The following is a 15367-nucleotide window of genomic DNA, read 5'->3' as shown; positions in this document are numbered from 1 at the left end:
CTATTAAATCCAATATTTTTTATGAAAATAAGGAGGAATTACCCATGAAAAAAAGTCTTAAAGGGATGGCGGTATCCTTTCTTCTAGTAGCTGCTGTAGTCGTTGTCGGCGGTGTCACACCATCGGAATTACCAAGTGTTTTTGAATTACCTTCAGTATTCAAATCCCTATAAATTATAATTTTTACACCTCTTAGTAGGGGTGTCTTTTTTTTGCCTTCATCTAAAATATTCTTTCACGCATATGCCTTTAGTTATATTTATCCATGATTTGTCAATATAAGGGGGCATAGGAAGATGTGGAAGAAACGTGAGGGGCTATATGAACACATGGATGCATGTAGAAAGTTTGTTATAGTAAGAGTAACAAAACAGAGAGAGGTGGAAGAATGATGATTGATATTAATATGAAAGTTCAACCCTCTTTTTATGATGACGAATGTGCCATTGTATTTTCTTTTTACTTTGATAGGGCTGCCAAGAAGGTTGGGGAAGCTGTGGTTTACACATGCAAGAAATCAAATGAGAAAAAATACAACCAGGATGATATAGATACAGATGAACTCCTTGACCCGAGTAGTCAAGAAAAAATCGCTTATATAAAAGAGTTTTCCATCGTGGATGAATACCAGGCGAGCTCTATGAAAAAAATTCAACACTTTTTGGACGTAATTGGCATTCAAAATTGCGTGGGGCAAGATCATCAGAAAAAAGTTGCATATTAAGAACGTAAAGAAGCTCATGACATCTCATATGTCATGAGTTTTTGCTTGTTAATTGGGAGTTTTGTGCATTGTTTTTCATTTTTTTTATGAATTCGCTCATCCGCTTCCGGTCGTTTGATTCCGTAGGTTTTACCCGTTCTAATAACTCGAAATGGTATTTTTTCGTATCAGATTTCACGTTGTCGCCCCCTTACCAAATTCTTCTTATTATTTTGTACCCGTTTTGTGGTTGTTTAAACCAGAAATTACCTTCCGTCAATAAGGAGGGGAGGGTGGAAAATAAAAGCTTGTCCGTTTTCTTACCATATTATGCTTCGTTTTTGTTTGATAGAACTGGGGTAAGTGAATAAGAGCACGTGAATGAGAACCGGAGAACCCCGGTCAAGGCGGAGGCAAAAATTATGGCTATGAGTAATGAAAAAAACGACCGTACGAAGCGCTCCTTCCAACAATTTATTTTTCCGTTCATGCTAGAAGGAAATAAAATCGAAGGGTTTGTCAAACGCTTGCTTAAGGATGACTTTGTCTTTTTGGACCTGGATAATATGGACCTGCAGGACGATTTTTATGGCAATCATAAAGTTTCCCATCGTAACTTGGAGCAATACTTTATGCCGAATATTGTCCCCATTTTGTTTCCGAGCAGTTCAAAACAGAAAGAGGGCATACGCCGTTTCTCGAAGAAAATGGATCTGGGATGTACGTTCCGTTCGCCATTCTTAAAAACGGCTTTTATAATCAACTCCATTGATATCTATGTTTGCCCGTTTCATATAGGGATGATTAATATCCGGGTTACATTGCCTGAGAACCTTCCTTATGATGATGTCCTTTATTTCACGGATACGTTCCGGATTCTCGAACCCATTGCGGAAGACGAAATCGAGATGAAGGTCGGCTGTAGGAATAATGAGTATGGATACGTGAAAGATTTCATCTTTGAGGAGTTAATCCCTCCTGCTGAGAAATATATTGATGACGAAGAAGACCACACATCCTACTTCGGAAGTTTGCCTTTCTTCGTGGATGAACGCATGTTTGTCCTCAGTTATACGAATCTCCCGAAGGATCGGGAAATTACCAAATCGGATTTATACCGAACGAGTCAGTTAAATGGATATGATAATGATGGAGAACCCTATGTCGGCGCCCTGAACCCGAACTATATTGACAAGTATTACAAGGAGAGGGTGTACGATCGTTGGGGGGAGGAAACGTATTATGTCACGAGCGAGGGGCATTTTGCCTGTGTCACAAAAGCGACAGGCAAGCTAGAGAACCAACTTGCGAGTGAAATGTACGGGCAACACTTCTATTCCATGCTGCTTTACTTCTATTATAAAATAGTCCTGTTGAAACTGGCTCATGACCATTCCCAAATCGATGTGGAAAAAGACCAGTCGGATACGGAATTGTTAATCTTCATGATCACCGAGTTTTCGGCGAAGTACTTATTTGCTGAAGTGAACAGCACCTTCACAGGGAAAGAGCTCTTCAAAATGACGAAAGAAGTATTCAGGATCGAACCGCTCTATCAAGAAGTGAAAGAAACGCTTTCCTACTTGTACCAAAACCAAGATAAGCTATCCGGGAAAAGCAGTAATTACCTGCTGCAAATCCTTACCATCTATACGGTCATCTCCGGCATATTCGGGATGAACCTGTATATAGAGGATTGGCAAAAGAAATTGACGTTGGAAGATTATATGAATTACACACTCTATGAATGGGTGGCTGTATTGGTAACATCATCCGGCCTGATCATTTCCTTTGTCATGGGCTTCTTATTCTTGAAAAAATGGCTTCAAGAACAAAAGAGCCGGAAAAAGAAAGTGCTATAAAAATCAAGTCCTGCGCACATGCGCAGGACTTTTGTTTGTGTTCATGATCCTAAATAGTAAAAAGAGGGAAAGTGTCATTACAAATTTCCCCTTTTCCTCCCAACCTTTGATAAACTATAGATATCATTCTTACTGTTCACTAGGAGGAGATTATGAAAAGATTAGCATTAGTTTTCGGCTGTTTGTTGATGAGTGTATTGTTTTTGGCGGGGTGCTCGGAAGAACCTAGTCCAGAAGAACGCTTTGCGGCCTATACGAAACTATGGAATAAACAGGATTTTGCGAAGATGTATGATTATCTGTCAGCTGATACGAAGAAACAAGTCAGTGCAGATGAATTTGCAGAGCGATATAAAAAGATCTATAAAGGAATTGAAGCCAACCAAATCAAGGTGGGCTATACTCAGCCAAAAGAAGAAGAAGCAAAAGAACATAAAGATGATGAAAAGGTGAAATTGGCTTATACCGTTGACATGAACACGCTAGCGGGAGCTGTCAGTTCCGACCATAAGGCGACCCTTGTCAAAGAAGAGAGAGACAAGGAAGAAAATTGGTACATTAAATGGGATGAAAGCTATATCTTCCCGGATCTCAAAGCTGGTGAAAAGATATCAGTCGAGTCCTACCCGGCCATCCGTGGCGAAATTGTCGACCGGAATGAACGTGGCCTGGCGATGAATGGAACGGTTTCGGAAATCGGAATCGTACCAGAGAAAATGGGTGACAAAAAAGCCACCGTCAAACAGGTGGCCGGTACTCTTAACATGACAACGGATGAAGTTGAAAAGAAATTGAACCAATCGTGGGTACAGCCTAGTTACTTCGTGCCCATCAAGCAAATTTCTTCTGATGAGACAGCAACCTTGGATAAGCTGTTAAGCATCCCAGGGGTCTCTGCCAACAGTTCAGAGGAACGGATCTATCCTTATAAAAAGGCCACTGCGCATTTAATCGGTTATGTGGGAGAGGCGTCGGCGGAAGACCTGGAGAAATTAAAAGGCAAGGGGTACACCGCGAATGACGTCATCGGAAAACGTGGCCTTGAGCAAATTCTAGAAGAACGTCTAAAAGGGAAACCAGGCGGCAAGATCTTCATCAAGACAGAAGAAGGCGAGGAAAAAATCATCGCCGAGAAACCGGCTGAAGAAGGTGAAACGATCACGTTGACAATCGATGCCGAGCTTCAAAAGGATATTTTCAAACAATATGATAACGAAGCGGGATCGGCGGCAGCACTTGATCCGAATACCGGCGAGACACTGGCGCTCGTATCCAGTCCTTCTTTTGATCCGAACAAATATGTACTGGGCATCACGAATGCGGAACAGAAGGCATTAGAAGATGACCCGGACAAGCCGCTACTGAACCGGTTCAGTTCAACCTTTGCACCGGGATCGACAATTAAAGCATTAACTGCGGCGATTGAATTGAAAAATGGAATCGACCCTAAAGCTGCACTCAGCATTCAAGGAACAAAATGGGCGAAATCGAACTGGAAAGACCATTCCATCACACGGGTCTCCAACCCTGGAGTGCCGATCGATATGGAAAAGGCCCTCATCTATTCCGATAATATTTACTTTGCCCAACAAGCATTGAAGCTTGGCAAAGATAAATTCTCAAAAGGGCTCCAAGACTTCGGCTTTGATGAATCCCTGAACTTTGACTACCCGATTAAAGCATCAAGCATCGGAAAGCTCGATAGCGAAGGACGCCTGGCTGACGCTAGCTATGGGCAAGCCCAAGTCCAAATGAGCACCCTTCACTTGGCAATGACCTACTCGGCTTTCTTAAATGAAGGAAACATCATGGCCCCTTCCTTAGTGACAGGCGATAAAACGGAAAAGAAACCGTTGAAAGAAAACATCATTTCTGCAGATCAAGCAACTACGATCACCAAGATGCTCACACAAGTCGTGGAGCATCCTAAAGGAACCGCACATGACTTAAACGATCTTGGCGTGAAGCTGGCTACGAAAACAGGCACAGCCGAGACCAAAGCATCCAAGAATTCCAGCGGAACCGAAAATGGTTGGTTAGTTGCCATGGATACTGAAGACCCAGAGCTGATTATGGCCTGGATGATGGAAGACGTAAAAGGACGAGGCGGCAGCCATTTGGTAAGTGATAAAATGAAGCCGGTTCTGAAGAAATATTTGAAGTGACACAAATGCTTTAAAAATATAAGTCTCTTCAGTTAAATAAGACCAGTACCCATTACTTTTAGGCTCTGCGTTGAACAGTTGTATTATGAAATTCATCAATGTTTTTGAATGAGTGTATAAATTAAATAATAAACCGCGATTGATGGAAGTAATAACAAGAAGTCCGTCTCTACAAAAATCACCGTCAAGAAAACAACAAGAAACGTGACAGCTACGGTTTTGAACATGCGGGAGAAGACGAGCACAACTTCTAAAGTCGTCGGCCAGCTTAAGAAAAACCAAAATGTTACCATACTAGCCCAACAAGGGAACTGGTATAAGGTGAAACAAGGAAACAAAAGTGGGTATGTTTCCAAGGCCTATATAAAAAAAACATAAGATGTGACACCATTCATAAAACTGGATGGTGTCTTTTTATTCGTTTTTATAGAATTAAATGGAATATTAGTGGTCACATATGCTTAATTCGTCGAGAAAAATGATAGTATAGGTGAAGTGTTAAAAAAACCCTTTGTTACTCAAAGGGATTTTTAGGGAAAAGCATATAAAAAGGGGAGTTAGCATCATGAGGAAGAAAGTTAGATTGTTGTGTATCGCCGTTATGTTATTGATCAGTGGAGGATTGCCCAGGCATTCGGCAGTGGCGGCTTCCAAACCGACCTATACCATATCGCCGGCCAGTAAAACCTATAAGAATAAGATGATGAATTTTTCTACATATAACACGCATACAAAGCATTATTACTTATTGCGTTCCTATCTTGAACAGCTAGAGAAAAAGGGCGGCGGAACGCTAGTCCTGAAAAAAGGGACATATACGATCAGTAATACGCTTTATGTTCCTTCGAATGTGACGATCAAGATGAAGGATGGTGTGAAGCTGGTTAAAGGAAGCAAAACGGGTACGAGCCAGTTCGTTGCGGCCAAATCCATGTTCCAGTTGATAAGGCCATCAAAATCCCCCAAGAAGGGGGTATATGGTAAACATGATGGTGAGAAGAATATATCATTTATTGGGGAGGGTCATGTAACGGTCGACATGAAGTATATAAAAGATGGAATCGCCATCATCATGGGGCATAACAAAAACGTCAAAGTCGAGAATATCCAATTCAAGAATATGTATTCCGGCCACTTTATTGAGATGGATGCCTCGGATCATGTCATCGTCCGTAAAAATACGTTCATGGATTCAAAGGCTTCCGAGAATGTAAATAAAGAAGCCATCAACCTTGATACACCTGACAAAAGCACACAAGGCTGGAGCCAAACTTGGAGTAAGTTTGATAAAACGGCCAATAAGAACGTGACCATTGAACACAATACATTCAAGAACCTGGATCGTGCGGTGGGAACCCATAAATATTCCGAATCCAAATACCATGATAAAGTAGTGATTCAAAACAATAAAATTGAGAAAACGCGTAGCGATGCGATTCGCGTGATGAATTGGTCGAATGCCCAGATTAGGGATAATACCATCAAGAATGTGGAAAATGGCAAGGAGGACACCCGAGGTATTTTAGTCAGTGGGGCGATCAATCCAACCATTAAGAATAATACGTTTCAAAAGGTAGGGAGGACCGTCCAGTTGATGGCCTGGAAGAATTCGGGGCCCGGTTCGAAGTATGGGGTGACGTATAATGAGTTAAGTACTCAAAATAAACTAGACCTTACGAACAATAGAGCGAAAGACACAGCAGAAATATTTATCCGGATCAATTACCAGTATAATGAATTCCTTTTACGCACCGAAAGGATTTTCCTTGTAACCAAATAGACCTTATAAAAAAATCGCCAGTGAAGGGAACTGGCGGTTTTTTTGGTGATTACAATCCTCCTGATTTGGTTCGTTCTATGCTTGCTTGTGAATGAAACAGGCGTTTTGTTATCGCCAAGGGAGGCACGGTCTTGTAAACGATAAATGATACGACCATGCTAATCAATGCGCCGACCGTGATATCAGCAGGATAATGGACACCTACTCCTACCCGGGAAAGAGCGACTAGTACGGCTACGACCAACCATAGAAAACGGTATCGGCTCTTACTGAATAACCAGAAGGTCATACAAAAGGAAAAGAAGAGGATGGTGTGATCACTAGGGAAAGAGTTATTGATATCTTTCTCTATCAATTTATTTACATCATCCAATACGGCAAATGGTTGGTAATTCGTATGAAGCTTGCTCACTAACTTGCCGACTATCTCGGCAAGAATGAAAGTAAGCCCTGCACAAACGACCATGACCCGATTTCTTCCGTTTCTTGAAAAAAAGAAAATCAAAATGGCCATGGCTAAGAAGTATAGTGAGTATTCTGCGAAAAATATGAACAGAGGATTCAGGAAATCATGCTCTTTGCCTAAATCATTAATCATCCTAAATAACGTGATATTCAATTCCAAAATGGTCTTTTCCTTTCTATGTAAACTTGATATATGAATCATTATAATACATGTCCATTCCTTTTTGGCTAAAAGCATGAAATATAAAAAAACTAGGGATGACTATGTGTCAGCCCTAGTTTTGGGATACTTGTTGGCCTGGGGTAAAGGGTACTCGGGCCACTTTCGCAATGATTTGTGAGATGTCCGTATTGTCGAGTACGCCGTCGAATGCCTCGCTTCCAGGTCCGGTTGCAAAGACAGGTACCATATTGGCGGTGTGCCCTCCCGTTGAACTAGCTGCACGTATACTTCTGTCTGCTACTCCAGCTTTATAATGTTTGGCGATAGTACTGCCAATTTCCCAATCGATGCTATGCTGCGGGTAGACAAGCGTTCTATTGCTTTTTACATGATCAATGAACTGTTGAGCTTCTTCAGGTGTAAGGGAGATATGGGCATGGTTCTTGAATACAGCAATGACGCTGTTTGGCTCGATTTTATTGTCTTTATCAAAGGTAAGCTGTTTGGCCATATACTGAGTAGATACTTTGATCTTTTTCAATGCGTCAACGTCCATCGTTTCCGATGCGGAGATTCCCATCGTTTCATGGTCAGCCAACACGATAATCAAGGTATCCTCCCTTTGTTTAGCCCATTCCACAGCCTTCTTTACCGTCTGGTCCAATTCAATCGTTTCCCTCCAAATTCCCGTAAAGTCTGCGGCATGTTCCATTGAATCGATACGTGCCCCTTCCGCCATTAAAAAGAATCCGTTATCACTTTGAGATAAGACATCAAGGGCTTTAGCCGTCATTTCCGAGAGTGTGGGCTCCTGCGAGTGGACCACTTCTCGATCCAGCTTGAAGTTCATATAGGTAGGGTGGAAGAGCCCCAGCAGTTTTTTAGGGTGTTGAACGGAAGCAAGTTCTTCCTTATTTGCAGTAAACGAATAACCGGCTTCTTTGAATTTGGAAATCAGATTGACGCCATTTTGCCTTTCCTCTTCGAAATAGGAAGCGCCTCCGCCAAGAATGACATCTATCCGGTGATCAAAGAGCTGCCGGGCAATCTGGGAACCACCTGTCCAGCGGTTCTTTACGCTGGCACCGAAAGCGGCAGGGGTGGCATCGACGACCATATTAGTGGAAATGAGCCCGACTTTTTTTCCATGTGCTTGAAAGGCATCAAGAATGCTGTCGACCTCCACTCCGGTCGGGTCAACCCCGATTGATTCGTTATTGGTCTTGACGCCAGTGGCGATGGCTGACCCTCCGGCTGCTGAATCGGTCACATAATGATTAGTGGAGTAGGTACGCATCAGGGCGACATGTTCTAACTTTTCCATATGAAGCACCCCGGATTTACCATATTCGAATTGGCGGGCAATTTCGATGGCTCCTACACCCATGCCATCGCCAATGAGCAGAATTACATTTTTGGGAGGCTTTTGAGCTTGTCCATGAATCGGGTAGGCCAGGAAAATGAGGAGGGATAGGAATGCTAGATCATACGGGCGTATGAATAGTGGAATGCTTCTTGTTTTTTTAGTCATGTGGAATCCTCCATTAGATGTATGTCTTTCTTTCTATTATTAGTAGAGATCCATAAAAAAAACCTTCCTGAATATCAGGAAGGTAAAAACTTTTATGCGGCAACATCTGCACGTTCTGAATTTCTACCGGACTTGAACCAAATAACAGCCAGGGAAAGGGCAGCGAACAAGACAAGGAATATGGCAAGAACGCTGACGCTTGACCAGAATAAATCATAATTATTAAGAGTGATGATTGATTTAAAGCCGTTAATCGAATACGTAAGTGGTAGGAATTGACTTAGTGTTTGCAATCCTTCTGGAAGCATATGAACTGGTAAGCTTGAACCTGTTGTGGATAGCTGTAAAACCAAGAATGCAAAAGCGATGAAGCGCCCGATATTTCCAGCTAAAGCCACTAGGAAGAACACGATGGCCAAGAAAGTTAAGCTGATGAATACCGAGAATAAGATTAACATGATCCCATTTGTAAAGGTTGATTTTAAATAGAAGGAAGCGAAAACAGATGCTATAAGCGCCTGGGCTATCGCAAGCACTGCCATGTTCCTGAATTGGATCGCGTACCATCTAAATGCGGAGCCCTCTGTCACCGCTGGCAATTGTAAGTTGAAGAGACAAGCCATGACCAAAACACCTACGAATAATGCTAACGAAAGGATATATGGAGCATTCGCATAACGGTATCCAGGGAATGTATTGATGGACTTTCCACTCAATTCCACTGGTGCCGCAAACATGGCAATGTTCTTTTCATCCTTGTTAATGGCACTTAATTTATCAGCACCGCCAGATAAGCCGGTTGTCAATGTCTTACTGCCATCTTTGATTTGTCCGACACCACCGTCTACTTGTTGGACACCATCGGATAAAGTGCCCCAACCTGTTTTCACGGTTTTCGTGCCGTCACTCACTTGCGTCATTCCGTTATCCAGTTTGTTTGCACCAATTGTAAGGTCGTTCCATCCCGCTTTCACGGTTTGGTTACCTGCAGCAAGCGTGCCCGTTCCAGCGGCAAGCGTACCAGCACCAGCAGAGAGAGTCTTCGTGCCGTTAGCGAGCGTACCCGTTCCAGCGGCGAGAGTCTTCGCGCCATTAGCAAGTGTTCCCGTTCCGGCTGCAAGATCTTTACTGCCTTTGGCAAGTGTACTTGTTCCAGCAGCAAGAGTCTTCGTACCATTAGCAAGCGTGCCTGCACCGGCTGCAAGGTCTTTACTACCTTTGGCAAGTGAACCTGTTCCGGCTGCAAGGTCTTTACTACCTTTGGCAAGCGTACTTGTTCCGGCAGCGAGGGTCTTCGTGCCATTAGCAAGCGTACCTGCGCCAGCCGCAAGGTCTTTACTGCCACTAGCAAGTGTACTTGTTCCGGCTGCAAGGGTCTTCGTGCCATTAGCAAGCGTACCTGCGCCAGTAGCAAGGTCTTGACTGCCTTTGGCAAGTGAATCTGTACCGACGACAAGGTCCTTACTACCTTGAGCGAGGGTACCTGTTCCCGTTACAAGATCTTTACTTCCATTGGCAAGCGTAGTCGTTCCCGCCACAAGATCTTTGCTTCCAGAAGCGAGTGATCCAGTCCCGGCAACCAAATCTTTACTGCCGGTTGCCAGAGCTGCAGTACCGGCGGCAAGTGTATTCGTACCTTCTGCCAATGAACCAGTTCCTGTTACGAGTTGACTAGCTCCGGCGGAAAGGTCACCTGCACCTTTAGCTAAGTTCTGTGTTCCTGCGTACACTTGTTTTTGTCCTGCTACTAAGGTATTTAACCCAGCTTCTAAAGTGTTGGCACCTGTTGAAGCATCGGCTAGACCTCCTTTGATTTGAGAAGCTCCCGATACTAAACCAGGCGTTTGGTCGGCTAATTGCCCCAATCCGCCGGCGACCTGTTGACTTCCTGCTAATAGCTTTTGGAAGTCCGGACTTGCCTTAAGTTCAGGTACTTGCTCAGCAAGTTGGGCCAAGCCTGTTGCTACACTACTAGCGGCTGGAGATAATTGTTTCACCGCAGAGTTCACGCCTTCAGCACCTGTGGAAAGCCCTTTGCTGCCTTCAGCAAGTGTGGCAATGCCGGCTTTCAACGTATTACTTCCTGTCTCGGCACTTGTTAAACCATCTAATACTTGCTTGGCACCATCTTGTAAAGTAGTGGCACCCGTGGCTAATTCTTTTGTACCACTATTCAATTTTTGGGCTCCATCGTTCACTTGGCTTACCCCGCCCTGCAATGAAGTAGCACCAGCGTATACCGAACTGGCTCCTTCATTTAATTTTTGGGCTCCATCGTTTACTTGATTAGCGCCGCCGTTAAGAGCTTGAGCCCCTGAATTGACTTGGTTGGCACCGCCATTAAGGGCCTGGGCGCCTGTATGAACTTGATTGACGCCACCATTAAGAGCTTGAGCGCCTGAGTTGACTTGATTAGCGCCACTATTAAGAGCTTGAGCTCCCGTATTCAGTTGATTGGCACCTCCATTAACTTCTTGAGCGCCTGAGTTGACTTGATTGGCACCACTATTAAGGGCCTGTGCACCTGTATTTAGTTGATTGGCGCCGCCATTAACGGTTTGTGCCCCATCATTGACTTGATTGACGCCACCATTAAGAGCTTGAGCGCCTGAGTTGACTTGATTGGCGCCACTATTAAGAGCCTGTGCACCTGTATTTAGTTGATTGGCACCACCATTAAGGGTTTGTGCTCCATCATTGACTTGATTGACGCCGCCATTAAGAGCCTGTGCCCCTGAATTGACTTGATTGGCGCCGCTGTTAAGTGTATTGGCCCCAGTATTCAATTGTTGGGCACCAGCATCTAATTTTCTAGCCCCTCCATTTAAGGTCTGAGCTCCATTGTCTACTTGTTTGGCTCCATCCGCTAATTTGCCGATGTCTCCCTGTTTACCAGAAAGAGAGCTATACATCACGCTCGTTCCAGCTTTTAATTCTGTCGCTCCACTTGCAAGCTTTGCGATGTCTGGTGCCTTTTGTTTCAAGGAATCAAGGATTTGAGCGGTACCATTTTTCAGTTCTCCGGCTCCATCATTGATTTTTTGAGAACCATTCGCCCCATCTATGAAACCGTTTTCAATATCACCCAGTTGATTGAGCAAGCTCGTTGTATAAGTGGCGGTCACCTTATCAGCCAAGCTTTCACGGATACGTTCTGTAGCACTTTTGGTTACTTGGGCGGCCATGAAGTGCAACCCTTCATTCTGAGTATAGATCAGTTCGGGTTTTACCGGATTTGCATCCAAGACCGTTGTTACATTTTGTGAGAAATTTTCCGGAATTTCAATGACCATGTAGTAATCGGTATTCTCTAACCCTTTTTTAGCGGTCTTTTCATCAACGAATTCCCATCCGAGGGTATCGCCAGACCGCAACTCAGCCACTAAATCATTGCCGACATTAATGGGCTTCCCGCCTGAAGTGCCACCTACATCCTTATTGACGACAGCGACAGGTAATTTGGATAAATTGTCATATGGCCCCCATTTTGCAGTTAGAATGATTGCTGCATAGATGAATGGGATTAATAAGACAGCAATGATGGCAATAATCCATCCCGTCCTATTTTGGGAGCCACCAAACTGAAATCCTGAATCTTTCATACATAACCCCCTACCTATAAAATTTTATAAAAGTTGATTGGGAGCCGTCCAATCAACTTTTATAAGTATATTCTGACTATTTATTCCAATTCCTTCTTATTAATGACAACTATTTTATGAGTTTTTTTAGATTTTTAGGATAAAAGTTTCATGAAATAGTAATTATTTGGACAAATAAAAGATCCTAAAGTAGGATTTCAATTTCAATTTCTTTAAGAGTAAGGTAGATGAATGGTTATTCATTCATTTTTAAACAATTAAGTAATTAAGATTCTTATCCTTAAAACTGGAATAATAATTCTAAAAAAACAATAAGTATTTTTACGAAATCGCACAAAATGTTAATTTGTCGAATTGTAAAATGTGAAGAAAGTCGGAAACATTTAGTACAGAGATGAAAAAGATACTACTGAAAAAAGAAGGGGCTGTCCCAAAAGTCAGTAATATGACTTTTAGGGCAACCCCCTTTTTTATGAAATTTATACACAAAAAAATCGCCCTTTTTAGTAAAATGAAGTTACCACACAACATTTAAGAAACGACGATTTTTTATGAGCAATCAAAAGATCACTACAGAAAATTATAACATGGAACAAACTAAACTACCACTCACCATTCAAGAGGAAACTACTGTTCCTCAAAAACGAAATTCCACGCCTACTTTTATTCCCTATGATAACCAACAAACCACTGTGATTTTTGATATTCAGGATCTCGTTCCGGCTCACCACGTAGCGCGTGTAATTGATCAAATGATTGAATCAGTAGAAGATAAAGTCTTTTTCGAGCACTATAATGGTGGCGGACGTAGCTCTTACCATCCTAAAATGATGACGAAAGTCATTTTGTATGCCTATTCTCAAAAGGTCTATTCTTGTCGTGAAATCGCCAAACTGGTTGAAGAAAATATCCCAACCATGTGGCTGGCTGCCTTGCAGAAACCGGATTATCGAACGATTAATCGATTTCGTACACAACAAATGGAAAAGCTCCTTCCGAAGCTTTTTGAAAAAATGATCCATCAACTAATAGAAGAAAAGCATATCACTATGGAGAATTACTTCCTAGACGGAACAAAGATTGAAGCAAGCGCAAATAAGTATTCATTTGTGTGGAAAAAGGCGACGACCAAATTTGAGGCGAAGCTACAAGAAAAAATTGAAGAAACGTACCAACAGATTCAGACCATTACAGATGAAGAAGGTCATGAACTGTCAGCTCAAGAAGGAACATCCTCTTTAACTGCAGAGGAAAAATTAACTCAAATAGAAAAGGCGTTAGTGAAAAAAGTGGAAAAAGAAACGAATGGCATCCAATTTGAAGAAGATGTCCAGGTACGAAAAGAAAAACGACGGGAACTCAGTCCGGTAAAGAAACTATTGAAATTAGTACGCGAAGACTTAGGTCCACGATTAGTTAGATATAAACAACAAAACGCTCTATTTGGCGATCGAAATAGTTATTCAAAAACGGATACGGATGCGACATTTATGCGAATGAAAGATGATCATATGAATAACGGACAACTAAAACCTGGTTATAATATTCAAATGGCAACGGAAAATCAATTCATTCTTTTTTATACGATCCATCAACGCCCTACTGATACACGGTGTTTTAAGCCGCATATAGAAGCACTGAAGAATACATCGCTACCATTCCCGAAAAACGTCATCGCAGATGCCGGCTATGGCAGTGAAGAAAACTACCTCTACTCTTTGGAAGAAGAATTTGAAGCTTTGATTCCTTACAATACTTTTTTAACGGAACAAAAACGGAGCTATAAAAAAGATATTCGTCATGTGAGTAACTGGACATATGATGAACAAAAGGATGAATACACTTGTCCAAATAACCGTAAGGTTTTATTTAAGCGTTACTCGACTCGTACGGATAAAAATGGATTCACACGTGACTTTAAAATTTATGAATGTGAGGATTGTACGGATTGCCCATTAAAATCGCAATGTACAAAGGCGACAGGAAATCGTCAAGTGCATGTTAATCCAGTTTATGAAGAAATAAAAGCGAAAGCAAAAGTGAACCTTTGGTCTGAATCGAATGCACAAATTTACGCTCGACGAAAAATCGAGGTAGAGAGTGTTTTTGGTCATATCAAGGGCAATAGGTCGTTCCGTCGCTTTTCGCTTCGGGGCTTAGCGAAAGTCCAAACGGAGTTTGGCATCGTAGCCATGGCACATAATTTACTGAAGATAGCTGGATTGCGTCAGCTACTTTCAGTAAATTATTATAAAAATAGAAAAACAGGTGAAGAAAAACGAATCGTTTTTCTCCACCTGTTTTATTTTAGGGACTTATTAGACAGCCCCTTCTTTTTTTATAGGGTTTTCGACCCGATATATTTCGGCTTCCAGTAGGAGTTGTCCATGCTTGAGATGCTAACTCCTCTTGAAGTGGCTGAATGGATGAATTGATTATCACCTATGTATATTCCAACATGCGAAACACGTTTGCCATTTTTAAAGAAGACAAGATCACCTGGTTCAGGTTCAGATGTTTTCAAACCAACTTTTGAATACAAATCTGCAGCTGTACGTGGCAAGACGACATCTTGTGACTTTTCAAAGACATAGTAGATGAAGCCAGAACAATCGAAACCTTTGGGAGAGGTTCCGCCCCAGCTATATGGTACCCCCATATATTTCTTAGCTTTTTCTATTAATTTGTCATTATCTATGTTGTATACGCCCAAGGCATTAAAGGTGGATCGGTTGGATATCCCATTTTTCTTTAACTTGTGGTCTTTTTGAAAAGCTTTTACTGCCTTTGTAGTAGATTCATTATAATTATTTGAGTAGGAGCCTGATGGTTTATAGTAACCTTTAAACTTTAGAAGTTTTTGAAGTTGGCGTACGTCGGAATGTTTCATTTTCGGTTTTAACGTTTGGTCACCAATATTAGCAGATGCTTGATGCTGTAGAGGTGAAAGCAATAAGACGGCAGCGACGGCTAGACTACTAAATAACTTTTTCAATGAATTTTCCTCCTGAAACAAATATTGGTTCCTACATAGTATTATAGTCTTATTACAATAAACGACATTTTACATTACGTTTCTGTTACAAAAGTCAATTT

Annotated in this window: 13 protein-coding genes; 7 read left to right on the top strand and 6 right to left on the bottom strand. The window is 42.1% G+C overall.

Features of this window, described 5'->3' with window-relative positions:
- Positions 1 to 44: 44 nt before the first annotated feature.
- Positions 45 to 173 carry a hypothetical protein gene (locus AC503W_RS19525; protein ID WP_427685901.1) on the top strand — a complete coding sequence of 43 codons (129 nt, stop codon included), beginning with the start codon at positions 45 to 47 and terminating at the stop codon, positions 171 to 173.
- 215 nt (positions 174 to 388) lie between these two features.
- Complete coding sequence (locus AC503W_RS19520) at positions 389 to 724, top strand: hypothetical protein (protein WP_494915507.1); 336 nt, start codon at positions 389 to 391, stop codon at positions 722 to 724.
- A gap of 31 nt (positions 725 to 755) precedes the next feature.
- On the opposite strand, the gene AC503W_RS19515 is transcribed toward AC503W_RS19520, so the two are convergent.
- Positions 756 to 902, bottom strand: a complete 147-nt coding sequence (locus AC503W_RS19515; RefSeq protein WP_402954797.1) for a hypothetical protein — start codon at positions 900 to 902, stop codon at positions 756 to 758.
- Positions 903 to 1125: 223 nt separating this feature from the next.
- On the opposite strand from AC503W_RS19515, the gene AC503W_RS19510 reads away from it, so the two are divergent.
- Both AC503W_RS19510 and AC503W_RS19505 read left to right on the top strand, forming a co-directional pair.
- Positions 1126 to 2565 carry a magnesium transporter CorA family protein gene (locus tag AC503W_RS19510; RefSeq protein WP_427685899.1) on the top strand — a complete coding sequence of 480 codons (1440 nt, stop codon included), beginning with the start codon at positions 1126 to 1128 and terminating at the stop codon, positions 2563 to 2565.
- Positions 2566 to 2717: 152 nt separating this feature from the next.
- Positions 2718 to 4730, top strand: a complete 2013-nt coding sequence (locus AC503W_RS19505) for a penicillin-binding transpeptidase domain-containing protein (protein WP_427685897.1) — start codon at positions 2718 to 2720, stop codon at positions 4728 to 4730.
- Positions 4731 to 4825: 95 nt separating this feature from the next.
- On the opposite strand, the gene AC503W_RS19500 is transcribed toward AC503W_RS19505, so the two are convergent.
- The gene (locus AC503W_RS19500; protein WP_427686059.1) at positions 4826 to 5023 is read right to left on the bottom strand and encodes a hypothetical protein; all 198 of its coding nucleotides are present in this window, start codon (positions 5021 to 5023) and stop codon (positions 4826 to 4828) included.
- Between AC503W_RS19500 and AC503W_RS19495 the strand changes: the two genes are divergently transcribed.
- Together AC503W_RS19495 and AC503W_RS19490 are read left to right on the top strand one after the other, a co-directional pair.
- The gene (locus AC503W_RS19495) at positions 4956 to 5108 is read left to right on the top strand and encodes an SH3 domain-containing protein (RefSeq protein ID WP_427686048.1); all 153 of its coding nucleotides are present in this window, start codon (positions 4956 to 4958) and stop codon (positions 5106 to 5108) included. The genes AC503W_RS19500 and AC503W_RS19495 overlap by 68 nt on opposite strands.
- 187 nt (positions 5109 to 5295) lie before the next feature.
- Positions 5296 to 6510 (top strand): right-handed parallel beta-helix repeat-containing protein, encoded by a 1215-nt coding sequence (locus AC503W_RS19490; protein WP_427685895.1) that lies wholly within the window; start codon positions 5296 to 5298, stop codon positions 6508 to 6510.
- A 49-nt stretch (positions 6511 to 6559) separates the two neighbouring features.
- Here the strand turns inward: AC503W_RS19490 and AC503W_RS19485 are convergent, their stop codons facing one another.
- From AC503W_RS19485 to AC503W_RS19475, 3 genes are all read right to left on the bottom strand, one after another.
- Positions 6560 to 7135, bottom strand: coding sequence for an undecaprenyl-diphosphatase (locus AC503W_RS19485; RefSeq protein WP_427685893.1), 576 nt, complete (start codon positions 7133 to 7135; stop codon positions 6560 to 6562).
- Between the two features lie 115 nt (positions 7136 to 7250).
- Positions 7251 to 8669, bottom strand: a complete 1419-nt coding sequence (locus AC503W_RS19480) for an alkaline phosphatase (protein WP_427685891.1) — start codon at positions 8667 to 8669, stop codon at positions 7251 to 7253.
- 92 nt (positions 8670 to 8761) lie between these two features.
- On the bottom strand, positions 8762 to 12271 hold the full coding sequence (locus AC503W_RS19475; protein WP_427685890.1) for a YhgE/Pip family protein: 3510 nt from the start codon (positions 12269 to 12271) through the stop codon (positions 8762 to 8764).
- A 587-nt stretch (positions 12272 to 12858) separates the two neighbouring features.
- Here AC503W_RS19475 and AC503W_RS19470 point away from each other — a divergent pair.
- Positions 12859 to 14649: an IS1182 family transposase gene (locus AC503W_RS19470; RefSeq protein WP_427686046.1), complete on the top strand. Its 1791-nt coding sequence runs from the start codon at positions 12859 to 12861 to the stop codon at positions 14647 to 14649.
- Here the strand turns inward: AC503W_RS19470 and AC503W_RS19465 are convergent.
- The gene (locus tag AC503W_RS19465; RefSeq protein WP_427685888.1) at positions 14610 to 15266 is read right to left on the bottom strand and encodes a C40 family peptidase; all 657 of its coding nucleotides are present in this window, start codon (positions 15264 to 15266) and stop codon (positions 14610 to 14612) included. The genes AC503W_RS19470 and AC503W_RS19465 overlap by 40 nt on opposite strands.
- Positions 15267 to 15367: the final 101 nt, after the last annotated feature.

Source organism: Peribacillus suis, from assembly GCF_059384845.1.
Note: the sequence above shows the minus strand (reverse complement) of the source record. Positions and strands in the feature narration are given on the sequence as shown.

Excerpts from the sequence above, each read along its gene's own strand:
- AC503W_RS19525 (WP_427685901.1), top strand. The coding sequence starts at position 45 with ATGAAAAAAAGTCTTAAAGGGATGGCGGTATCCTTTCTTCTAGTAGCT.
- AC503W_RS19520 (WP_494915507.1), top strand. The coding sequence starts at position 389 with ATGATGATTGATATTAATATGAAAGTTCAACCCTCTTTTTATGATGAC.
- AC503W_RS19510 (WP_427685899.1), top strand. The coding sequence starts at position 1,126 with ATGGCTATGAGTAATGAAAAAAACGACCGTACGAAGCGCTCCTTCCAA.
- AC503W_RS19505 (WP_427685897.1), top strand. The coding sequence starts at position 2,718 with ATGAAAAGATTAGCATTAGTTTTCGGCTGTTTGTTGATGAGTGTATTG.
- AC503W_RS19495 (WP_427686048.1), top strand. The coding sequence starts at position 4,956 with ATGCGGGAGAAGACGAGCACAACTTCTAAAGTCGTCGGCCAGCTTAAG.
- AC503W_RS19500 (WP_427686059.1), bottom strand. The coding sequence starts at position 5,023 with ATGGTAACATTTTGGTTTTTCTTAAGCTGGCCGACGACTTTAGAAGTT.
- AC503W_RS19490 (WP_427685895.1), top strand. The coding sequence starts at position 5,296 with ATGAGGAAGAAAGTTAGATTGTTGTGTATCGCCGTTATGTTATTGATC.
- AC503W_RS19480 (WP_427685891.1), bottom strand. The coding sequence starts at position 8,669 with ATGACTAAAAAAACAAGAAGCATTCCACTATTCATACGCCCGTATGAT.
- AC503W_RS19475 (WP_427685890.1), bottom strand. The coding sequence starts at position 12,271 with ATGAAAGATTCAGGATTTCAGTTTGGTGGCTCCCAAAATAGGACGGGA.
- AC503W_RS19470 (WP_427686046.1), top strand. The coding sequence starts at position 12,859 with ATGGAACAAACTAAACTACCACTCACCATTCAAGAGGAAACTACTGTT.